This window comes from Clostridium hominis, from assembly GCF_014287825.1.
In the GTDB taxonomy this organism is placed as follows: Bacteria; Bacillota; Clostridia; order Clostridiales; family Clostridiaceae; genus Clostridium; species Clostridium hominis.
In genome coordinates this window covers 198,456-221,627 of record NZ_JACOOO010000016.1, presented here as the reverse complement: position 1 = coordinate 221,627, position 23,172 = coordinate 198,456, and the positions used below count along the sequence as shown (strand labels likewise).

The window sequence follows — 23,172 nt, the reverse complement described above, 5'->3', positions numbered from 1 at the left end:
TTATAAACTCATTCTTCATATTGTAGGATGAGTTTAATTAATAATTAAGGGTGGTTGGTATATGGATATATTAGAAATTTATAGTGCTTTAGATGCCTTAGGGGTATTTTTAGGAGTAGTATTTTTATTCTTATTAGGTTTCTTATTATTTGGAGTAATAGTGTACATATGTACAGGATTAGCATATTATAAAGCTGCTGAAGTTGAGGGAATACCAAATAATTGGCTTGCTTGGATTCCCATAGGTAATAGCTATATAATGTTAAGGTTAGCTGAAAAAAATATGAACCTTTTATTTATTTTTATTGCATCAATGGCAAGTACAGTTATTCGTAATTTCTATGATACTGGTATAATAATTAATCTAATATCTTTTGGAATAAGTATATGGTCTATAATTGTATCTATACAATGTTATTTAGTTATTAGCAAGAAGTATGGAATAAGTCCAGCTTGGTTTATCGTAGGATGTTTTATAATACCAGTTATGATTGTTCCAATGATAATGCTATACAATAAAGCTAAGAAGATAGCTAGAGGCGAAGCTACATTAAATACTATAGAACATGATAAAAATAACGAAGAATGGTAAAAAAGCCGTATAGGCTTTTTTATTTTTGAAAAAAATATAGTAAATTATAAAGTTGTATAATATTATATTAGTAAGTTTTAAAAAATAAGATACAATGGAAGGAAAGAAAAATGAAAAAAAGAAAAGTCAAATTATTATCGATTTGTGCTACTGCAATACTTTCAGTAGGACTATTTGCTGGATGTAGTTCATCAGGAACTAAGCAAGAAATAAATGTTTTAAACTATGGAGCAAATGCAGCAGAAGGCGTATTTGAAGAGTTTGAAAAACAAACTGGAATAAAGGTTAATGAAACTACCTTTGATGATATGCAATATATGTATCAAGAAGTTTCTAGTGGGAAAGTAAACTATGACGTAATATTAGTTTCAGACGATATGGCTGAAAAAATGATAAAAGAAGAGATGCTTCAAACAATTAATAAGGATAATATTCCAAACATAGTAAACATGAATGAAGGGGATATGGGTAAACCATATGATCCTAATAATGGTTACACAGTACCATATATGAATGGAACAATAGGCTTAATATATAACACTGAAACAATTGATGAAGATATAACTAGCTGGAAAGCTCTATTTGATCCTAAATATAAAGATGAAGTATTTATGTTTGATAATATTAGAGATACTATAGGAGTTGCATTAAAAACTTTAGGATATTCATTAAACTCAACAGTACCATCAGAGTTAGAAGAAGCTAAGGAGTTATTAATTAAGCAAAAGAAAGAAGTAAATCCTATTTATGGAGCAGATGAAGTTCTAGACTTAATGAGAAGCGGTGAAAAGAAAATAGCTATGATATGGTCTGGTGAGGGATTAAACTTAGAAGCTGAAGATGGTAAGTTTAAATATGTTATTCCAGTTGAAGGTGCAGACTATTGGTTAGATTCTTGGGCTATACCAAAAGATGCTAAGAATGTTGAAGGCGCAGAAAAGTTTATAAACTTTATGTGTGATAAAGATGTAGCGTTTAGAACTGCTGATGAAATTGGATACACATCTCCACAAAAGCAAGCTATTGAAGAGCAAGCAGATGAAGTTAAAAATAATCCAAATGCATATATGCCTAAAGAAATATTAGACAAGTGTGAAGGGTATAAATACTTAAACCAAGATGAATTAAAACTATATCAAGATGTTTGGATGGAAGTTAAGAATTAAATATGAATAAAGTATTATATATATAGTAGAAATCAATATTTTAGTATATAATATGTATTAAAATTGGTTTACTTAGGAGGTTATTATGGATAGGGTAATTGATTTTAATGAATTAAAGAATAAAGTTAACGATAAAGATATTGATAAATTTGAAGCTTATATTTATGACCTATACTATAAGATGGCTGAAGGTAAAATAAATATGGCTGATTTTAACAGAGAAATTTCTGCTTACATGGAGAAAAACAGTATATCTCAAGATAAATTCATGAAGATCCAATCAAAGCTTATGGAGAGATATGGTTTTGACTCTGCTGCATTAGAAGAGCAAATGAAAGCTTTAGGATTAAATAATATTGTACCTAATGATTATGAAAAAGGCAGAAGAATGATGAGCTTCCAAGAGAAGTATAAATCAAGAATAAAAGTTAGAGCTGCTAGTGAATATTATATTAAAAATGAAAAAAATAATATAAATATTTGGCTTGAAGATGTAGATGTAATTATAAGAAGTGAAGGTAAAATTGACTTAACTGATGTTGAGCTAAATGAATTTTTATGTTCATATAAAAAGGTTGTAGATGAAAGAAGTTTAAAAATTTCCATTTGCGAAAATATAAAGGAATATGACTACTAAAACTTACAACAACTTTCTATTTATTTTAAAAAAAATTAAGGTATAATAAATAAGGTGTGATTTTAATATCACATCTTATTTTAATTAAAGATGAATAAGCTGAATATACTGGGGGATGAAAGATGAGCGTTTTAACAGTTAAAAATATAAGCCATGGATTTGGTGATAGAGCTATTTTTGAAGATGTATCATTTAGATTACTTAAAGGTGAGCACGTAGGACTTATAGGTGCTAACGGAGAAGGTAAATCTACATTTATGAATATAATAACAAGTAAGTTAATGCCAGATGAAGGTCAAGTTATCTGGAGTAATAGAGTTAGAGTTGGTTATATGGACCAACATGCTGAACTTGAAAAGGGACTTACAATAAGAGATGTATTAAGAAGTGCATTCCAATACCTATTTGATATGGAAGCTGAAATGAACGAGCTTTATGGAAGAATGGGAGAAATGGAAGAAGACGAAATGAATAAAGCTCTTGAAAGAACAGCTGTTATTCAAGATATGTTAGATAATAATGGATTTTATGTAATAGATGCTAAAGCTGAAGAAGTTGCTAAGGGGTTAGGTCTTTTAGATGTTGGTTTAGATAGAGATGTAACTGAACTAAGTGGAGGACAAAGAACTAAAGTATTATTAGGAAAGTTATTACTTGAAACTCCAGATATATTACTTCTAGATGAGCCTACTAACTATTTAGATGAAGCTCATATTGAATGGTTAAAGAGATTCTTACAAAACTATGAAAATGCATTTATTCTTATATCACATGATATCCCATTCTTAAATTCAGTAATTAACTTAATTTATCATGTGGAAAACAGAAAGCTTACTAGATACGTTGGAGATTACTATGAATTCCAAAGAATCTATGAAGCAAATAAGGCTCAATTAGAAGCTGCATATGAAAGACAACAAGCAGAAGTTGCTCAACTTAAGGATTTCGTTGCTAGAAATAAAGCAAGAGTTGCAACAAGTGGTATGGCTAAGGCTAGACAAAAGAAGCTTGATAAGATGGAAATGATTGAACTTGCAGCAGAAAAACCAAAGCCAGAGTTTAACTTTAAGCAAGGAAGAACTTCAGGAAAGGTTATCTTTGAAACTAAAGATTTAGTTATTGGATATAATGAGCCATTAACTAAACCATTAAATCTTTATATGGAGAGAGGACAAAAGATTGCCCTTGTTGGAGCTAATGGTCTTGGTAAGACAACATTACTTAAGAGCTTAATGGGTAAAATACCAGCATTAAGCGGTGATGTTCATTTAGGAGATTACCAACAAATAGGTTACTTTGAACAAGAAATTAAAGAAGCTAATTATAATACATGTATTGAAGAGGTATGGGAACAATTCCCTTCAAAAACTCAATACGAAATAAGATCAGCACTTGCTAAGTGTGGATTAACTACTAAGCATATCGAAAGTAAAGTATGTGTGTTAAGTGGAGGAGAGCAAGCTAAGGTTAGACTTTGTAAGCTTATAAATGAAGAAACAAATATACTAATCCTTGACGAGCCTACTAATCATTTAGATGTAGAAGCTAAGGAAGAATTAAAGAAAGCTTTAAGAGAATACAAAGGAAGTATATTACTAGTATGCCACGAACCAGAATTCTATAGAGATGTAGTAACAGATATATGGAACTGTGAGGAGTGGACTACAAAAGTTGTATAGTAGTACTAAAAAAGAGTCAATTAATTGGCTCTTTTTTTAGTGTGAAAATTTATGGAATATATTGATGTTTTTTAGTCGCATTATTATGAACAAAAATCAACAATTTGGAGTATAATATAGTAAAATTTTTTATTGGAGAAAAATATGTTAAGTAGGCAAAGATATATTACATTATCCTTAGAATTACATTTGTTTTTTGCACGAATAATGAAGGAACATTCTATTTTCTTAGAGGCAGGATTTACACCTAAGAATAGTAAACTTTCTAAAGAAGCTGATGAGTACAAAATACAGTTCGAGAAGTTATTACTAGATACAATTAAGATAAGTGAAGGGAGAAATATAGAAGCTGTATTAAATTCAGGAGAAGTATTTACTAAATACACTTTAAATGCGGAAAAAAAGACACAGTATTATACAGGAATAAATATAAATTCTAAGCTAACCTTAATGGAACAAGAGCTGAAGTGTAAAGATAAGAATGATACTGATAATAAAACAGTTAAGTGCGTGAAACAGCTTAATAATAGAGGAATAAAATTAATAGATGGACTTATAGACTTAAAGAGGAGAATTTTAGATGGGATGTTATGCTGTGAATTATTTACGGTGAATTATCCCTTATTAATTGAACATATAATTCGTGAGGCTAAATTATATTGTTCATATATAAAACTACTTGAGAATGGTGAGGATATTGAGGATCCTAATAATTCAGAGATTAAAAAGAGTGAATTATTTTGGGATCAAATTATGATGGAGCATACATTATTTATTCGAGGATTACTTGATCCTAGCGAAAATGAATTAATAGATACTTCAGAGAATTTTGCGGATGATTATAGTGAGTTGATTAAAAAAGCAAGTGATATGACTGATATGACAATGTCTAGTATTACCAATGATACATTAATAGAGACAACTAAGTTAAAGGAGTTTAAGGAAGCAGGTGCAGGAGGAATACTTGATTGTAAAATAAAATCTATAATATTACCACTTCTTGCTGACCATGTATTAAGAGAAGCTAATCATTATATAAGACTATTAAATAATTATAAAAAATAACTAATTATATTATGGAATATGTAATATTAGGGAAACCACAAAGGTTTTATAGTTACTTGAAAGCAATAGAGTTAGCAAAATGCTAACTCTATTATTTTTTTGAAGCTTTTATTATTTAAAATAAAAGCTCTCTAATTTTATTTTAAAAGGTACTAAGGGAGAATATATATGAAGTTTCGTTGGAATTGTGGATATGTATTACAGTGTTATAAGTATATTTGTCCTAAATATAAATCTGGTAATTAATAATATTAGCAATTTAAATAAGCATGAAAATGATACTAGTATCACTTTAATTACTAGTTGATAAAATAACAGCTATTTCAGTGATGAAAAACTAGTTATTTGAGTGTAAAAAAACAAGATAACAAAATAATAATAAACTATAATAATATATATAATATATTACGTTAAGTAGTAGCTAATTGGATACTGCTTAATAATAGTTTTATAATATTATATAGAAAATAAAAAATAAAATTAAGATAATAATAGGGGTGAGGTATGAGGGAAGAGAAGGTGAGAGAAAATTCAAGATTAATACCAGTTGGTGATGGGATATTAAGAAATAAGAAGTTTAATATGGATGTGTATATTTTATTGGACAGTATAAGTCGATGGAACTCTCATGGGGAGGATAATTACAGATACATATATGAAGATGATCTTATTGTTTCAACTTTGGCGAAAAAAATAAATATGTCAAGAAGTACATTTAAAAAGATATTAGATGAATTTGAAAGTAATGAGATAATACAATTTGCAAATTTAGATGAGAGAAATATTTATATATTAAAGGATTGGTATGATAAATATTTATTATTTAGTGGTGACTTCTTAAAAAAGCTATTACAACTTAAGCATAAGCATTTAATAAAGATATATATAGTTTATTATAAATATAGTAAACATTATGGGAAATGTACCTTAGATCAAAAGAAGATATTACAGGAAATTGGATTACAATATAATTCTGATAATCTTGCTAAGCTAAGAGAAATAAATAAGGCTTTAATAAATGTTGGATTAATTAAAATTATAAGGACAACTAAAAGGGAGAACAGAGTCAATAAAACAATTTTACATATAACAGCAGATCCGTATTATGAAACTAGGTTTTATAAAAATGATATAGCACTTTAATTTCATATATAATAAAAAAGCCGCTAAATTAGCGGCTCTTTTTTATGATTCTAAAATTTTCTTATAGTTTAATGGAATTTCATTTCCTGCTAGTTTATAAGCTAAAAGTGCAGCACCATGCCATGGTTCAAGTTCCGGTTCTTGTAGCTTGCATTTAAGCCCTGCTTCTTCAATCATCCTTGATAATGGAGCTAATATATGTTTTCCTGCCTTAAATACTCCACCAGTATATGAAACTATAAATTCATCAGTAAATTCTAGTGATTTTGATAATGATTTTATGTGTTTAAATAGATTTTCAGCAGCTTCTTCAAATATTTTCTTTGAAGCTGGGCATCCTGCTTCTGCTGCTAAAAAGCATACCTTAGATAGGGCTGCAAGCTTAGTTCTATCCTGCTTTAATTTATTAAATACTATATCTACAATTTCAAAATCATAGTCAATATTATATTCTCTTTCTAAAATATCTACTAAAACAGTTTTTTCATTTCTTCCATCTTTTTGTTTTGTATATTCATTTATTGTTTTAATACCTATCCAATAAGCACTGGCTTCATCACCGATTCCAGGGCCCCAGCCACCACATCTAGCTAACTTTCCATATTTATTTCTACCATAGGCTATACTTCCTGTTCCTGCAACTATATTTATTCCAGGTTTGCAAGCCGTACCTGCAGCCCACCCGTTGACTGCATCGTTATCTATCATATATGGAACTTCTATTATTTCTTTAATAGTTTCATCTATTTTTATCTTATCTTCTTGGCTTTCGCCATAACCTGGAACCCCTGCAAATATAAAAGCGATATCTTTTACATTTATATTAGCTTTTTTACAGGCCGTAGTTATATTAGTAGTTATTTCATTTTTTAAACCATCAATACCAACTTGATGAATATGAATAGTTGAGCTTTCAGCATCATATACTTTTTCTAATTTGTTATTAACAAGAAGATAACGTGTCTTTGTTCCTCCCCCATCAATACCTAAATAATACATTTTATACCCCCCGATAACATCTCATAAATTTAATTAAATTTGCAGTACATATTAATTATATATACAATTTTAACCAAATAAAATAGGAGTATTTATAGTATATAGGGTATTAAATTAAAGATATTGCTATATTTTTATTGTTTCTTTAGTCTCCAGCTATTACCAAGGGTTTTATCAATCATTTCAAGTTCTGTTTCTGTGATAATCTTATACATAAACTTATCTGTTTTATGATCATATAACCTTATTTCGATAGAAGTATCCTTATCATAATTTTCACATGATAGGCATACTTCCTTACAGTTTGAATCATTAATTTTACATCTACTCATAGTTTGGTTCCTCCCCTAAAATTAAATAATTATTTGCTAATAATTTATATTGATTATATGTGATATATTATACCACATTTAGTAATAAAAGATATGTGAATTTTCTATATTCTTTTAAATTTTCTGATAATTTCATGTTTTTGAAATGAAAAATATAAATAGGTTACTATTAAATATATCTTCTTTTTGATATAATTATAAAAAATATAAGGATAAGAGAGGGATAATGTGATAAATAGGACTTGTAAACAATGTGGCAAAAAATTTACGATTACTGATTCAGAAATTCAGTTTTATAAAAGTAAGGATTTAGAATTGCCGAAAAGATGTAGTGATTGTAGAAAGAAAAATAATAATAGTTCAACTAAAGAGATTAATAGTAATATAGGAAAAAGTGAAGATAGAAGTAAACATAATAAAAATAAGAAAAATATATTTACAAGTGTTATAGCTGGATTATTAGTAATTTTAGCTTTATTTATAGGTAAAGTATTTAATGTTGATATATCAAGTTTATGGCAAGATACTAATTATACCAAGGAGCAGAGTGTATCTTCTCTTCAATTTAGAAATGAAAAGTTTTTAGAGGATCATTTTGTTAAGCATGGAAATGAGTTTGGATATAGTACTAAAGAAGAGTATTTAGCAGGAGCAAATAAGGTAATTAGTTCGTCATCATCATTGCATAAGCAAGAAGGAGAAGATAGAGACGATATCTATTATGATAAGAACAGTAATGAAATAGTGTTTGTATCAGGGGATGGATATATAAGAACATATTTTAGGCCAAGTGAAGGTATAGATTACTATAATAGACAGTAAATTAATAAGAACATAGTGGTGATTTATAAGTAAAAAATAATATTTATTAAAGGTATAGCTAGCAATTTTGCTAGCTATTATTTATATACAGGATAATCATTGAATCTGTACATTTCTTTTTTCCAACTATGTAGTCTTTCCCATGTTGGCTCTACCCCTAATACTTTACATGCTTTTATAAAATCTCCTAAGATATATATACTCATTTGAAAAATCTCCTTTACAATTAACATTTACTTTATATATTTATACTTATGTTTATGAGTAAATATGCTTAAATATAATAAATTATTTAATTGTTAAAAATATTTAACAATTTTTAATATAAGTTAAGTATTTACAAAAAAAATATGTGGATATATCATATATTTAATGCAAATAATAACAAGGTAAAATATAGAAATAAAAAAACAAAAAGTTAAGAAAGTGGAGTTGACATATGAGTAGTTTTGAAATTTTTACTGGAATTTTTGGAGGCTTAGGTCTGTTCTTATACGGAATGAAGTTAATGAGTGATGGACTAGAAAATGCAGCAGGAGAAAAGCTTAAAGGGATTTTAGAAAAGGTTACTTCTAATAGGTTTGTTGGTGTTTTAGTTGGGGCAATTGTTACATCTATAATTCAAAGTTCCAGTGCTACAACTGTAATGGTAGTTAGTTTTGTTAATGCTGGATTGATGTCTTTGGTACAAGCTGTTGGGGTTATAATGGGAGCAAATATTGGAACGACAATAACAGCACAAATGGTTTCTCTTGACCTAGATAGCATTGCTCCAATATTTATAGGAATAGGGGCAATTTTAATTATTGCTGCAAAGAAGAAGAGAGTTAAAGATATTGCATGTATAGCGCTTGGGTTTGGAATATTGTTTTTAGGTATGGGGACTATGTCGGCAGCAATGAAGCCAGTGGCTGAAATGCCTGCTTTTAGTGAGTTTATTGTAGTTGTTGGAAACAATGCAATACTAGGCTTACTTACAGGGTTAATAATGACTGCAATAGTACAAAGTTCATCAGCTACAACAGGTATACTAGTAGCTTTAGCAGCTACAGGAGCAATTGATATGAGATTAGCTTTTCCAGTAATTCTTGGATGTAATATTGGAACATGCGTTACAGCACTATTAGCTTCAGTGGGAGCAAATAGAATTGCTAAAAAGGCAGCCCTTATGCATTTATTTTTCAATATATTCGGTGCAATTATATTTTTACCTTTTATATACAAGGTTACGAATTTAGTTGAAGCTATTAGTCCTGGCAACGTAGCTAGGCAAGTAGCTAATGCACATACAATATTTAATGTTGTTGTAACAATAGTAATGTTCCCACTGGCAGGGTACTTGGTAAAGTTAGTTAATTTTATTCTTCCAGGGGGCTTAGCAGTAGAGAAAAAAGGTGCAATTTATCTTGATAAACAATTTTTAGATACACCTATGATAGCTAGTGGACAAGTTGCAAAAGAGACAGTTAGAATGGCAGAGTTTGCAAGAGATAATTTTGTTCTTTCTATGACGGCATTTTTAGAAGGCAGTCAAGAATATATTGATAAAGTTTATAATAATGAAGAGATAATTAATAATGTAGAAAAAGAAATCACAGATTATTTAATTGAACTTTCTCAACATAACTTACCAGAAGAAGATTCAAGGGTGATAAGTGAAACTTATCACACAATTAATGATATAGAAAGAATAGGAGACCATGCAACAAATATAGTAGAACTTGCAAGTGGTAGAATAGAAAATAAACTTGAGTTATCTAACGAGGCATTAAATGAAATAAAAGAAATATATAATAAAACATTAGAATCAGTAAATTTATCAATAAGAAATTATTCTAATAATAATTTAATTGATTTAAATGATATAGAATTTATTGAGGATGAAATTGACTCTTTAGAAAGAAACTTTAGAGTTAATAATATTAAGAGATTAAATGCTAAGCAATGCACGGCAGATTCTGGTATAATTTTCTTTGACCTATTATCTAACTTAGAAAGAATAGGAGATCATGCTAATAATATTGCTAGGGCAAGGGAGAAGGTTCTTAAATAAAATTAATGTCATAAGAAGATAGTAGAATAATACGAGGATAGCCTAAACGATTTTGTTTAGGCTATTTTTACATTGTGAGATGAGTAAATACAAGAAAACATAATAATAAATACATAAATTTATAGCTATATTTTTGTAGAACTTTAGAAACAAAGTTCATTTAAGAAGGATATAATTACCTTTAACATGATTTATAAAAGTTGTTATAATAATGTCTAAACAAGAGAAAAGATATAAGTTGTTTATATTTGGGGAAATATATTTCAAATTATAGTATGGAGATGAAAATATGGAATGTTATAAGGTTTTAGACGTTGATGAAAATGCAACTATGGAAGAAATCAAAGAAGCTTATGAGAATAAGGTGAAACAATTTAGAGAAGAAATCAAAGATGAAAGAAGAGCAAAGAAATTTATAGAAGTATTTGATAAAGCTTATGAAGAAATAAAATTAGAAAGAGAAAATACTCAGAATCAACAAACTATGATTATGAATATTAATGATACAGCTTTAAAGAATTATCAAAAGAATGATTTTGATAAAGTAGAAGAGCGTAATTATGTTTTTAGAAGAGATGAGATTGATGAAGAGGAAGGAAATTTTATAATTACTAAAGAAAAAAGAAAATCATATTCTAAAAAGTCATCATCAAAGAATAAAAAAAATAGTAAGAAGGCATCTGAAAATAAGGATAAAGATAGATCAAAAGAAAAAAGTAAAAATGAATCTAATAAGAAGGTAGTGATTAAGAAGAAAAAGGAAAGCTCTTCTATAGGTACAATAATTAAATTGCCATTTAAAATAGTAGTATTTCCAGTAATAATTGTTTTATCCATAATTTTATTTTTATGCAAGATATTAAGCTTAATGTCTTGGATTGCATCTAAGGTTATAATGATAGCTTCAATAGCTGGAGCATCTATTCATGGATATCAAGTTTATATTGGACATGCTATTCAATATAAGATATTTATTTTATGTGCTATAGGATTTATAGTTGCTTTATTTTTACCTTCTATATTAAATATACTTCCTAATATATTGGAAGGTATAAATAATAGATTAAAAAGATTTGTTTTTTAGGTTAGTAAATTTAGTTAACCATATTACAACTTGGAAGTATAACGATAAAAAAGAACCTTAATAGGTTCTTTTTTGTTTGAGAAATATAAATTAAATATATATTATTTTCAAAAATTAAAAATCTATTGACTTAGAGTATAGGCAAAGTAGTAATATGGATAAGGATGGAAAAATTTAAATCATTAGTGCTTGAGAATATATGACGAGGGGGATGAGAGGTTAATGTTTAAATTTAAAGTTGATTTGATTAAAGACAAAAATATATTAAAAGCTTTAATATTATTTGCAATTCCAATATTTATTTCAAACGTATTCCAACAGATGTATAACACAATGGATACAATGATAATAGGTAATGTGTTAGGAGATAAATCATTAGCAGCTATAGGCGCTTGTGGAGCTGTTTATGAGTTGCTTATAGGGTTTGCTTTAGGAATTGGAAATGGATTAAGTATAGTAGTTGCTAGAGCTTATGGCTCTAAAGATGAAAAGTTACTTAAAAAGTCAGTTACAGGTTCATTAGTTATCGGAGCAATTGTAACAGTAGTTATTATGATTATATCAGCACTATTTTTATATCCATTATTAGAGCTATTAAATACACCGGCCAACATTATTAAAGAATCATATTCGTATATTTCAGTTATTACTTTATTTGTAGGGGTAATGTTTGCTTATAATTTATTTGCTGGTTTATTAAGAGCTATAGGTAATAGCGTGATGCCTCTAATATTTTTAATTATTTCATCAGTAATAAATGTAGTTTTAGATTTAATATTTATTACTCAATTTAATATGGGGATTGCTGGAGCTGCAGTAGCGACAGTTATCGCTCAAGGTATATCAGCAATTCTATGTGTTATTTATATAATTAAGAAATGTCCAATACTTATTCCAGATAAAGAATGCTTTAAGGTTGAGAAAGAATTATATAAAGAATTAGCTGGCCAAGGGTTATCAATGGGATTAATGTTATGTATTGTATCAACAGGAACAGTTATTCTACAAACTGCTATAAATGGATTAGGATATTTAACTATAGCTGGACATACAGCAGCTAGAAAACTTAATAGTTTTTGTACTATGCCTGTAGCAACTATGAGCTTAGCTTTATCTACATTTGTCTCTCAAAATAAGGGGGCAGAAAAATATGAAAGGATACGTAAAGGCGTAAAAATAGCAAATATAATGTCTATTTGCTGGGGAGTAATAATAACTGTAGTTTTACTATTTAGTGCATCTACTTTAGTAAAAATATTATCAGGATCAAGTGAGCCAACTGTTATCGATAATGGAGCTTTATATTTAATAATTAATGCACCATTTTATGCAGTACTAGGTATGCTTTTAAATTTAAGGAACTCCCTTCAAGGATTAGGAAAGAAGGTTATTCCATTAGCATCAAGTATAATTGAGTTTTTGGGTAAATGTATATTTGTAGCATTATTTATACCAAGTTTAAAATATATTGGTGTTATAGTGTGTGAACCGATTATTTGGTGCTTTATGTTAGTACAATTATCATATTCATTTTATAAAAATCCATTAATACGTGGATATAAAAATGAGGTAAATGTATTGAATGAGGTAGGTAATAACTAGATTTAAAAGTACAGATAGAAATATCTGTACTTTTTTATTTAAAAAGGGGATGGTCATTTTTTTACTTTATACGTATAATAATTACAGGTTTTTAAAAATTAGTTTTTAATAACATATTTTAAGCTAAAGTTAAGACCAATAATGATGTGGGGGATATTTAAATGAAGAAAAAATATCTAACACTTCCACCCATAGGGATGAGAATTATAAAATCTTCGATAGGTGTATTGCTAGGATTTATTATTTACTTTTTAAGGGGCAAACAAGGAAAACCTTTCTATACTGCCTTATCAGTATTATGGTGTATGCAACCATATAGTAGTAATGCAAAGGCTAATGCACTTCAAAGAACAATAGGTACATTTATAGGAGCTGTATATGGACTAATTATGATATTGGTTGAGTTATATTTTATGCCTTTCGATAACGAGTTCTTCAGATATATAACGATATCTCTATTAATAATTCCTATTATATATACAACAGTGATATTTAATAAGAAAAATGCATCTTATTTTTCTTGCGTAGTATTTTTAAGTATTGTAGTTAATCATCTTAAAGATAAAAATCCATATTTATTCGTATTTAATAGAATGATGGATACAATGATAGGTATCGGTCTAGCTCTTATGATAAATACCTTTGAACTTCCTAGAAAAAAAAGAAATGACTTGCTTTTTGTAGCTGAATTAGACAAGGTATTATTAAATATGAAAGAAACATTAACTTCTTATAGTAAGATTGAATTAAATAAAATGCTTGATGATGGTATTAAGTTTACGATAGCAACTATGAAAACACCAGGAGCGTTAATTACATCTTTACAGGACATAAGATTGAACTTACCTGTTATAGCTATGGATGGAGCTATATTATTTGATATGAAAGAAAATAAGTATTTAAAAGTTTATGAGATGACTCATGATGAAACTAAAAAATTAGTGGATTTAATTCATAGTAGAGATATGCATTGCTTTATAAATTCTGTTGTAGAAGATTCAGTAATGATTTACTATGATGATTTTAAAAATACTGTTGAAAGTGATATATATAATAATTTAAGAAAATCACCTTATAGAAATTATATAAAAGAAGAGTTACCAGAAAGATATGGAGCAGTATATTTAATGCTAATTGATGAGAAGGAAAAAATAGAATCTTTATATGAAGAATTAGAAGAGTTAGGATATACAAAAGACTTTAAGGTTTTAAAGTACGATTCTGACAATTATCCAGGATATACTTATATTAAGATTTATAACAAAAAGGCTATTAAAGAAAACATGATTAAATATGTTCAAGGCTTAACAGATGTAAAGAGCACTATAGTCTTTGAAAATGATGATGAAGTTTTAAATAATTCTATAAATAAAAATGACTCTAATGAAGTAGTTAAAAAGTTAAAGAAGATATATAGACCCTATTTTTGGCAAAAGTAAATAAGTTAGTTTTTATGATAAAGATGCCAAGGGCACAGAGATGTTCTGGGATGAAATTATGATGAAACTTTGAAAGTGATGTGTAGTCTAAAAGTGTTTAAAGTAGGTAAAAAGGGGAGACAATTTTTGTCTCCCTTGTTCAATTTAACAAATTATTTTTTATGACCATTACCTGCGCCAGTTTTTTCTTTGATTTCGTGAAGGTTTAATTTTCTATCATGTTTAAGAACTACTTCATGAATTTTTTCGCTTTTATGCTTAGTCATATAAATCACTCCTTAAAATATAATTAATGCTTATAACCGCTTCCTGCACCAGTTTTTTGCTTGATTTCATGAAGGTTTAACCTTCTATCACTTGCATGAAAAACTGCATGAATTTTATGACTCTTATGAGTATCACCACAATGACATTGAGGGTCACTACAATCGCAAGGTGGTGTATTTACATTATCCTTTAAGTCTTTTTGATCTATAAAGCCATCACCAGCACCAGTTTGAGCTTTTATTTTATGTAAGTTTACTTTACCTTCAATACTATTTACTACTTGATGAATTTTATGGAACTTATTAGTATTAACAAAAGTATCATTTATAGGTAAAGCTTCGTTAGTATCATCAGGGTGTTTATAACCATTACCAGCACCAGTTTGAGCTTTTATTTCATGTAAATTAAGTTTTCTATCATGTTGTTGGACTACTTCTTCTATCTTTTCACTCTTATGTTTTTTCATACAAACCTCCTAAAACATAGTATTTATATAAAATATCTATTATTGTTTTGTGTTAAAAAGGAAAAATGATACCTTGTATTTTATTGAAACAATTATTACATATTGTATTTTAATATAAATATGAGAAGAAACTTAGTGTTTAAGTTGGTTTAATTAAATTATCACAATAAAATGATAAAAGAGGATTTATTTTCATGGGATTAATATTTTTTCTTTGTAGATAATAGTAATGTACCAAGAAGGCATCAAGTTTTAGGAGGAAAAATAGTATGAGTGAAAAACATGATTGTTCATGTGCAAGCCAACAACAAAAAGAAAAGAAATCTAATAATTGTGGGTGTAAGCATAACAAGAAAGTTAAAAAACAAGACTAATTGAAGGACAGGTTTAGCTGAAAAATTTAAAAGAAGTATTTAAAATGCGAAATAGTTTTTAGTAATATTATTACTAAATTATTTCGCATTTTATTTTCAAAAAAATAACAGTAAAATATTGACAATAACGATAGTCGATATTAAACTATAGATATAAATAACGATAGTCGATATTAGACTGTAAAAAATATCGATATACGATATTAGAGGTGATGCTAATTGGCAAGAGAGCAGTTTCAGAATTTAACAGAGCCGATGTATTATATTTTAATGGCGTTGATAGATGAGAGATGCGGAGTAGATATTATGTCGGCTGTAGATGAAATATCAAATGGAAGAGTAAAGGTAGGACCGGGGACTTTATATGCTTTGCTTGGGAAATTTGAAAAGGAAAAAATGATAGTGGAAACTGGGGTAGATGGTAGAAGAAGAAGTTATATCATTACTGAAAAAGGCTTAAATATTTTAAAGGAAGAATATGAGAGAATAATGATACTCCTTAGAGATGGGAAAAGATTTTTAGGAGGGATGGTTAATGAGAATAGGAAGTAAAAAGTGGGTTCTGTTTAAATTTGTACCATATGAATATAAAGTATTGGAAAAGTATTTAGAGAAAATGGCTTTAAAAGGTTGGATGCTTGAAGGTATGGTAGGTTTTTTTCTAAAATTTATTAAGATAGAACCTAAGGCGTTAAAATATTCAGTTGATGTTATGGATAAAATTCCAATGATTCTAGGAGGTGACAGCAAATCAGCAGTAGAGTGCAGGGAGTATTGTGAAGCTGCAGGTTGGAAGTTTATTTGCCAGATGGAAAAAATTCAAATTTACTGTAAGGAGAATGAAGTTTACAATATACCGATTCAAACTGATGAAGAGGAAAAATATAAATCTATATTTAAGGCTTCATTAAAATATAGCATTTTAAATATTTTATGTGTATCGATGCTTTTATACTCTCAATATCTTACTTCTTTTGGGAATGTATTTCCTGAGTTTTTAGCGGATAATTCCAAGCTTTTATTACTATTACTTTTAAGCTTGTGGTTTATTCAAGATTCTGTACAATTTATCCATTTTATAATATGGTCAATTACAGGGCGATTAAGATTAAAAAGGAATGAACCAATATCATATGATTTTAAAGCAATAACAGGTATAAAGCTTGTTTTAAATAAGATAATGTTCATTTTATTAGTGGCAATGTTGTGTATTATTATTTTATCAGGACTTTTAGGAAAGCATTTACTTGAATTTTTAATTGTACTTACGTTAAGTATATTAGCAGGAATAATATTATTTAAGGTTATAAAAAAGATAACTAATAAAGATGAGACAAGAAAATTAATTAATATTTCAATAGTTATTCTTATAGTAATAATTAATCTTATAATATATTCAAGAATGACAATCACTATAGGTATAAATGGAATACTTGGAGATAACAATGATTATGGAAGCTATAGCTTAGCTTTAAAAGATTTTGATATGATAAGCGCAGAATCATATGGGGAGAAGAAAGAGAGTGTTTTAGTATATTGTGAGCATTATATTGAAGATGATGAAAATTCGTATATTTCATATTATTTATACAGAAGCAGATATAATTTTATAATTGATTATGTGCTTAATAAAGAATTTGAAAAGATAAATAGATATGATAATGAAGAAGTTATAATTATGGAAAGTAATATACCTGACAATATTAAAGTGTATAAAAGTATAAATGAAGATAAATTTATTTTAGTATCAGATAATACATTTATTAGTTTATATATCAATAGGAAAGATTTAGACGGTGAAGAAGTTATAAACATTATATATGATAAAGTATTTAAAAGTGCAAGTTAATCTTGTGCTTTTAAAATTCTTAAGAGCATTTTTGCCAATTAACTTAAAAGAAAACAACCCTTATAGTAAGAATAAGGGTTGTTTTTTGGTTGCGGGGGCAGGACTTGAACCTACGACCTTTGGGTTATGAGCCCAACGAGCTGCCAACTGCTCCACCCCGCGATATTATGTTGTGCACATTTACTTGCTCAACTTGTGACCTAAGTATAACGTAGTAAATAATTAAAGTCAAAGATGTATTATGTTATATTAAGGCATAAGAGTATAAGAGATAGCTTAGAGTTCTATATACTATGATATAGTACAATGGTTGATAAAGAATTATAAGATAACTTTTTTGATAATTTAGCCATATATGATAATGATTTATTTACAAGGTTAATTTAATCTGAATTACTAATAGTCTACTATAATAATTTATGAATTTATGTGTTACTATAAACGGGACAAGTTGGTAAAGACGTAAAAGTACATTAGCACTAAAAATGAGTTGTATAAAATGACAGCTCAAATTATAGGAGGAATGGAAATGAAATCTAAAATAATTGCGCTAGTAATAGCAGGGACTACAATGTTAGGAACAGTATCAGCAAGTGCTGGTACAAGATACTATAATGTGAATAATGGTGGATATAGACACCATTGGACTAAGCATTTTAATAAACCTTGTAATCCAAATCAAGGTGAAAAACCATCAACTGGAGAGGATAATGTAGTAAAACCACCAGTATCAGATGATAATACAGTTGTAACACCACCGACGGGAGGAGAAAATACAGAAGTAACTCCACCAACTACAGGAGATGATACAACAGTAACACCACCAGCATCAGATGACAGTACAGTTGTAACGCCACCAACAGAAGGTGACACAGTAACAGATAATAATATAAATGCATCTGATAAGTTTATGGCACAAGTTGAACAAGCTATCTTCAATAAGGTTAATGAAGAGAGAGTAAAAGCTGGGGTAGCACCATTAAGTTATAATACTACAATGGAGAAATATGCAAGAATTAAATCACAAGACATGGGAGATAACAATTACTTCAGTCATACAGATTTAAGTGGTAATTATATAACAGCTAAAATGAAGGCTGATGGAGTATCATATAACTCATGGGGTGAAAATATAGCATACCTAGGGGGTTACGGTACTGATCCAACAGTATTAGCAAACCAATTTATGACTAACTGGATGAATTCATCAGGTCATAGAAAAAATATACTATCTACAGATTTTACAAGCATTGGAGTAGGAGTATATCAAATCGGAAATAAGGTCTATGCAACTCAAGAGTTTTATAGATAATATTTTAAATTAATTAAGCGTTCTAGATACCAATTTAACATAAATGTACTTTTAGATGGAGCCTATATCAATATAGGCTCTGTTTTTTTGTTTTAAATAATATTTTTATATTAATATTAAGAATATTTTCTACCAGTTATTTTAGAAATAGTAACTTTTATAACCTCTATATTAGAGATATCATCACATGAAATATTTGTTAGGGAACCATATTTATTTTTAAAACTTTCGATTACAGATAGTTTTTCTTTAATATTATTAATAATAGTTGCACTTCCGTTTGCTATTATAGTTTTATAAATTTCTAGTCTTCTATAGTAATAGTGTTGTGATAATGTAATTCCTGCAATACGCGTATAATATATATTATCCATTTTTTGGCTAATAGTATTGCTTATGAAGTAAAATAGTAAATCTTCATCGGAATAGTCAAAAACATACCACATAGGCACAGATTCAATATTTGTTGTATCAGTTGTAGCTAAATAGCACATTTTTTCTTCGTTTAAAATTGTACTAATTTCTTTTGTTGTAAGCTCTTTATAATTACAAATATCCATACCTAGATTGCTCCTTTTTTATTAAGATAATATATTATATGATAGCAATGCTGAAATGGTATGATAATTATGTAAATAAAAGCAAGTAATATAAGAACTCTTACATTACTTGCTTTCTAAATTATAAAAATAAAGCATCTTTATATTTTCTGTTATATATATAGTATTCTTTAAGCAAAGTAATAAAGACTTTTTTTAATTCTACTAATTTATGCATATTATCAATTATATAAATCAATAAGTTTTCCCAATTAGGATTTTTTAAGTAATCGTCATCCTCGATATATAGATTAAATAACTTATATATCCTATTAGCTAAATCTTCGTTTATATGCTCTAATGATTGAGCATTTTTTAGCTTCTGAATAGAGTTTTTCAGTAAAGCTTTATTATTTAATGAAAAGTATATTAAAGATTCAGTTATACTATCAGGCACTAGCATTCTGTGGTCAACAAGGCCTGTATTATTTTTAAGATAAGTTAATGAAGTTGAACAATCTTTTAATCTATAATATGCCCATGAAATTATAGAGTTTAGATGTTCAATGAAGTATTTATTATTAAGTTTTTCAGCAATGCTTAAAGAGATTTTTAAATATTCAATAGCATCACTATAGTTATCTAGCATAAAATGGACTTCTGCAATTTTTTCATAGCAGGACATAATGCTTATAATATTACCTTCTGATACATATAAATCTAAAGCTTTTTTTATACAATCATAAGATTTTATGGGATTATTCTCTATTCGATAAGCATAAGATAACCAGAAATAACAGTGTCCATTATCTTTGTAATTTAGTGCTTGCTCAATAAGATTTTTACCTATAGATTTATCTTGAGAAAGATTTAATTCATCCACACCTACATAAAAATTATATAAAAACTTTTGTTGTGGAGATAATAGTTCAAAGGATGAATGAAGTAAGCTTTTAGAACTCTCAAATTTTTCTCTATTTGGGGTAGAACAATATCTTGCAAGTTTGGCTAAAAAGTAGTCAATTACAAGGGGGGAAGTGATATAATCGTTTTCTTGGGATTCTAATTCATTGAAAAGCTTATTTGTTAAATCAAACTCATTAAAATGAAGTTTATCAAAAAAGAGTTTTAAACTAGCGATGCCTTTTTCTAAGAATTCTTCAGAATCATTAAAGCTTAAGCCAAGCCTAGTAAATATAATAGATATAACTTCTTCACTTGGAATTAAGTCACCGCTTTCTATACGACTTAAGTATGAAGCAACACAAATTCCTTTAGATAAGGCCTTTTGACTCATATTTTGATTTATTCTATTAAACTTAATTATGGAACCGATAATTTTTTTATTATCTTTATATTTGTAAAAGTCCATCCAAAAACTCCTTTGTTTATGTGGTAATATAATAATTATAAATTATTATGGAAAAAAAATAAAGTAAAGGGATAGATTAGAAATGTAAAAAATATATGTATTTTCAATAAATGTGTGAAATTTAACATTGAAAAAGTTTACTTAAAAGTTAAAAAACAATTGAGATTTTACACTATTATTATTTGTACAAGCTATTGACTAAAATTGCCACACTGATATAATAAAAGTGTAGCCAAGATTAATGATAAAGTTTACATTGTGGTTACAACTTATTTTTTCGACAAAAATGGAAACGGTACCGTAAAATTTTTAAGGTGAATTTTAACGGTATTAAATAAAAAGAAAAAATGGACAAATTGTTTGCTGGAATTTCTGGAAACGATTTAGTTATGTTAAATAAGTATTTAAGTTTTACAACTTTAAATAAATTAGTAATTAAAAGTGGAGGAGAATTAATTATGAAGAAATTATTAGTTACTTTACTTGTAGCAGCAACTACTCTTAATTTAGTAGCATGTGGTTCAAGTAATAAAGGTGGAGAAACATCAGAAGGTGGAACTAACGAAACTACTGGTAACGATGCCAAAGTTGAATTAACTGTTCAAGTAGAAGAAGGATGGGTACCTTATTATGAACAAGTTAAAGAAACAGTTGTAGGAAAATATCCAAATGCTGATATTAAATTTATAACAACAGGATCTTTTGATCACTTAGATGTATTAGATGCATCAGACCCAACAAATCCAGACGTTGCTGATGTATTTGCTTTACCAGCAGATAGATTATATGGACTAGCTAATAATAATGCTTTAGCTTCAATTGATGCTGAAACTATGGCAGCAAATGTAGGCGGATTTAAAGACTTCAAAGGTGGATTAGGTGGAAACTTCAATGTCGATGGCGAATATTTAGCTTTCCCTTATAACATAGAAACATTAATAGGATATGTTAATGTTGCTAATGCAGAAGCAGCTGGAATTGATTTCTCTAAACCGATAGAAATAACTTCTGTAAAAGCAGATCAAATATTAACAACTGTACATGACTGTTGGTTTGGAGTAGCTTTTGCTAACTCAGCTAATTTAGAATTATTAGGACATAACGATGCTGGTGAGTTATATTCAGATGCTACTAAAGAATGGTCTGAATTAACTGAAGATCAACAAAAATTATTCACAGCTTTATATGATTATTGGAAATTACATGATACAAACAAAACTGACCTTTGGGATAAAGAAGCAGCTGGTGGATATATTGAAGAACAATTTAAAACTGGTGGAACTGACGTTGTAAAAATCGATGGACCTTGGGCAACTACAGGTGTTAAAGATTTAGTTGGAGATGCTTCAAACTTAGAAATTATTCCACTAACAAATGTAACTGTTAACGGAAAACCATTAACTCACTGGAAAGGTGGATGGGGACTTGGTGTAAATGCAAGAGTTGAAGAAGATGCTGATAAGATGGCAGTAGCTCAAGCGTTTATAGAAGAAATAGTTAACCCTGCAAATGCTCAAGAATTATTTAAATATACTGGTAAGATATTAGAAAATGTTGAACCTTCAGCTTACGAAGGAATTGATGAGTTAGAAAAGAAAGTTATAGATGCAACTTATGCTGGATATGAACAAGCTGAAAACAGACCTCTATTCACTGAATGGGGTAGCGTATGGGATTCTTGGCAAAATGCATTATTATCATGGTCATCAACTCAACCAAAAGATGCTGAAGCAGCATATAACGAAGTTAAAGCTTCATTCGAAGCAATGATGTCAAGCTTCTAAGTGAAGTTCTAAATCTTAGATTTAGCTAGCTGAACTTAAGACACTAAATTTTATAATAATAAATCATAACTAGAAAATTAGGGGACATAGTCCCCTTTTCTTGTAAAAAGGAGGCCACATGAGAGATCAAATAGAGATGACGAGGGGTGTATTTTATACATTAGTGGGGATATGTGCAGTAATTATATTTTCAACCTCATTAGAAGCAATATTTAAAGTAAAAGACACAGTATTTTTTGAGATGTGGTTATCAAATCCAAATTTAAATACAGCTATGATAGGAGAAACTAGTGAAGAGTTATATCAAACATATTTGACTATGTGTATGTCTTCATTTTTTGTAAAGATAATAACTCCAGTAGGATTAGCTATACATAGTTACATTACACTAACAAAATTAAGAGTAAATAAGTTATATGTAGTAATATGGACCGTATTATTAATAGGATCCTTTGGATTCTCAATTATAGGTGAATCTTTGTATTCAATATTTTTTATAGTAAGTAGCATAGGTTATATTGCTTTAATTTTAATGATGATTTATTTAGGCAAATGTATTTATAACGTAAGAGGACTCTAAAATTAGAGGTAATTGA

22 protein-coding genes and 1 tRNA gene are annotated in these 23,172 nt (G+C 28.3%); 16 read left to right on the top strand and 7 right to left on the bottom strand.

Features of this window, described 5'->3' with window-relative positions:
- Positions 1–61 precede the first annotated feature (61 nt).
- The 6 genes from H8S20_RS09250 (at position 62) to H8S20_RS09225 (ending at position 6,282) form a co-directional block, all read left to right on the top strand.
- Entirely contained in the window at positions 62–592 is a 531-nt protein-coding gene (locus H8S20_RS09250; RefSeq protein WP_186859931.1) for a hypothetical protein, read from the top strand.
- 110 nt (positions 593–702) lie between these two features.
- Positions 703–1,758, top strand: coding sequence for an ABC transporter substrate-binding protein (locus H8S20_RS09245; RefSeq protein ID WP_186859930.1), 1,056 nt, complete (start codon positions 703–705; stop codon positions 1,756–1,758).
- Between the two features lie 82 nt (positions 1,759–1,840).
- Positions 1,841–2,395: a DUF3867 domain-containing protein gene (locus H8S20_RS09240; protein WP_032117550.1), complete on the top strand. Its 555-nt coding sequence runs from the start codon at positions 1,841–1,843 to the stop codon at positions 2,393–2,395.
- A gap of 122 nt (positions 2,396–2,517) precedes the next feature.
- Positions 2,518–4,074: an ABC-F family ATP-binding cassette domain-containing protein gene (locus H8S20_RS09235; RefSeq protein WP_186859929.1), complete on the top strand. Its 1,557-nt coding sequence runs from the start codon at positions 2,518–2,520 to the stop codon at positions 4,072–4,074.
- Between the two features lie 144 nt (positions 4,075–4,218).
- Positions 4,219–5,139, top strand: a complete 921-nt coding sequence (locus tag H8S20_RS09230) for a DUF2935 domain-containing protein (RefSeq protein WP_032117552.1) — start codon at positions 4,219–4,221, stop codon at positions 5,137–5,139.
- A 504-nt stretch (positions 5,140–5,643) separates the two neighbouring features.
- On the top strand, positions 5,644–6,282 hold the full coding sequence (locus H8S20_RS09225; protein WP_032117553.1) for a hypothetical protein: 639 nt from the start codon (positions 5,644–5,646) through the stop codon (positions 6,280–6,282).
- Between the two features lie 42 nt (positions 6,283–6,324).
- On the opposite strand, the gene H8S20_RS09220 is transcribed toward H8S20_RS09225, so the two are convergent.
- Positions 6,325–7,281, bottom strand: a complete 957-nt coding sequence (locus tag H8S20_RS09220) for an N-acetylglucosamine kinase (RefSeq protein ID WP_032117554.1) — start codon at positions 7,279–7,281, stop codon at positions 6,325–6,327.
- 134 nt (positions 7,282–7,415) lie between these two features.
- Positions 7,416–7,613: a hypothetical protein gene (locus tag H8S20_RS09215; protein WP_186859928.1), complete on the bottom strand. Its 198-nt coding sequence runs from the start codon at positions 7,611–7,613 to the stop codon at positions 7,416–7,418.
- 228 nt (positions 7,614–7,841) lie between these two features.
- Between H8S20_RS09215 and H8S20_RS20865 the strand changes: the two genes are divergently transcribed.
- Positions 7,842–8,435, top strand: coding sequence for a zinc-ribbon domain containing protein (locus tag H8S20_RS20865; RefSeq protein ID WP_186859927.1), 594 nt, complete (start codon positions 7,842–7,844; stop codon positions 8,433–8,435).
- A 77-nt stretch (positions 8,436–8,512) separates the two neighbouring features.
- Here H8S20_RS20865 and H8S20_RS20675 read toward each other — a convergent pair whose 3' ends face one another.
- A complete protein-coding gene (locus tag H8S20_RS20675; protein ID WP_279288171.1) occupies positions 8,513–8,641 on the bottom strand; it encodes a hypothetical protein in 129 nt (42 codons plus the stop codon).
- A gap of 233 nt (positions 8,642–8,874) precedes the next feature.
- On the opposite strand from H8S20_RS20675, the gene H8S20_RS09205 reads away from it, so the two are divergent.
- From H8S20_RS09205 to H8S20_RS09190, 4 genes are all read left to right on the top strand, one after another.
- Positions 8,875–10,488 (top strand): Na/Pi cotransporter family protein, encoded by a 1,614-nt coding sequence (locus H8S20_RS09205; protein WP_032117557.1) that lies wholly within the window; start codon positions 8,875–8,877, stop codon positions 10,486–10,488.
- Between the two features lie 289 nt (positions 10,489–10,777).
- Positions 10,778–11,572, top strand: coding sequence for a J domain-containing protein (locus H8S20_RS09200; protein ID WP_032117558.1), 795 nt, complete (start codon positions 10,778–10,780; stop codon positions 11,570–11,572).
- Between the two features lie 222 nt (positions 11,573–11,794).
- The gene (locus H8S20_RS09195; RefSeq protein WP_186859926.1) at positions 11,795–13,174 is read left to right on the top strand and encodes an MATE family efflux transporter; all 1,380 of its coding nucleotides are present in this window, start codon (positions 11,795–11,797) and stop codon (positions 13,172–13,174) included.
- A gap of 161 nt (positions 13,175–13,335) precedes the next feature.
- Positions 13,336–14,613, top strand: coding sequence for an HAD hydrolase family protein (locus tag H8S20_RS09190; protein ID WP_186859925.1), 1,278 nt, complete (start codon positions 13,336–13,338; stop codon positions 14,611–14,613).
- 289 nt (positions 14,614–14,902) lie between these two features.
- Here H8S20_RS09190 and H8S20_RS09185 read toward each other — a convergent pair whose 3' ends face one another.
- Positions 14,903–15,346: a hypothetical protein gene (locus H8S20_RS09185; RefSeq protein ID WP_032117560.1), complete on the bottom strand. Its 444-nt coding sequence runs from the start codon at positions 15,344–15,346 to the stop codon at positions 14,903–14,905.
- A 593-nt stretch (positions 15,347–15,939) separates the two neighbouring features.
- Between H8S20_RS09185 and H8S20_RS09180 the strand changes: the two genes are divergently transcribed.
- Both H8S20_RS09180 and H8S20_RS09175 read left to right on the top strand, forming a co-directional pair.
- A complete protein-coding gene (locus H8S20_RS09180; RefSeq protein ID WP_186859924.1) occupies positions 15,940–16,272 on the top strand; it encodes a PadR family transcriptional regulator in 333 nt (110 codons plus the stop codon).
- Positions 16,256–17,569: a DUF2812 domain-containing protein gene (locus tag H8S20_RS09175; RefSeq protein WP_186859923.1), complete on the top strand. Its 1,314-nt coding sequence runs from the start codon at positions 16,256–16,258 to the stop codon at positions 17,567–17,569. The genes H8S20_RS09180 and H8S20_RS09175 overlap by 17 nt, the downstream gene beginning before the upstream one ends.
- Before the next feature lie 86 nt (positions 17,570–17,655).
- On the opposite strand, the gene H8S20_RS09170 is transcribed toward H8S20_RS09175, so the two are convergent.
- Positions 17,656–17,731, bottom strand: a tRNA-Met gene (locus H8S20_RS09170).
- Between the two features lie 367 nt (positions 17,732–18,098).
- On the opposite strand from H8S20_RS09170, the gene H8S20_RS09165 reads away from it, so the two are divergent.
- Positions 18,099–18,881 carry a CAP domain-containing protein gene (locus H8S20_RS09165; protein WP_243177597.1) on the top strand — a complete coding sequence of 261 codons (783 nt, stop codon included), beginning with the start codon at positions 18,099–18,101 and terminating at the stop codon, positions 18,879–18,881.
- A gap of 116 nt (positions 18,882–18,997) precedes the next feature.
- Here H8S20_RS09165 and H8S20_RS09160 read toward each other — a convergent pair whose 3' ends face one another.
- Positions 18,998–19,441, bottom strand: a complete 444-nt coding sequence (locus H8S20_RS09160; RefSeq protein WP_032117562.1) for a pyridoxamine 5'-phosphate oxidase family protein — start codon at positions 19,439–19,441, stop codon at positions 18,998–19,000.
- 121 nt (positions 19,442–19,562) lie between these two features.
- Positions 19,563–20,792, bottom strand: a complete 1,230-nt coding sequence (locus H8S20_RS09155; RefSeq protein ID WP_032117563.1) for a helix-turn-helix transcriptional regulator — start codon at positions 20,790–20,792, stop codon at positions 19,563–19,565.
- A 347-nt stretch (positions 20,793–21,139) separates the two neighbouring features.
- Between H8S20_RS09155 and H8S20_RS09150 the strand changes: the two genes are divergently transcribed.
- Both H8S20_RS09150 and H8S20_RS09145 read left to right on the top strand, forming a co-directional pair.
- The gene (locus tag H8S20_RS09150; RefSeq protein WP_207725289.1) at positions 21,140–22,576 is read left to right on the top strand and encodes a sugar ABC transporter substrate-binding protein; all 1,437 of its coding nucleotides are present in this window, start codon (positions 21,140–21,142) and stop codon (positions 22,574–22,576) included.
- Between the two features lie 118 nt (positions 22,577–22,694).
- Entirely contained in the window at positions 22,695–23,156 is a 462-nt protein-coding gene (locus H8S20_RS09145; protein ID WP_032117564.1) for a hypothetical protein, read from the top strand.
- Positions 23,157–23,172 lie beyond the last annotated feature (16 nt).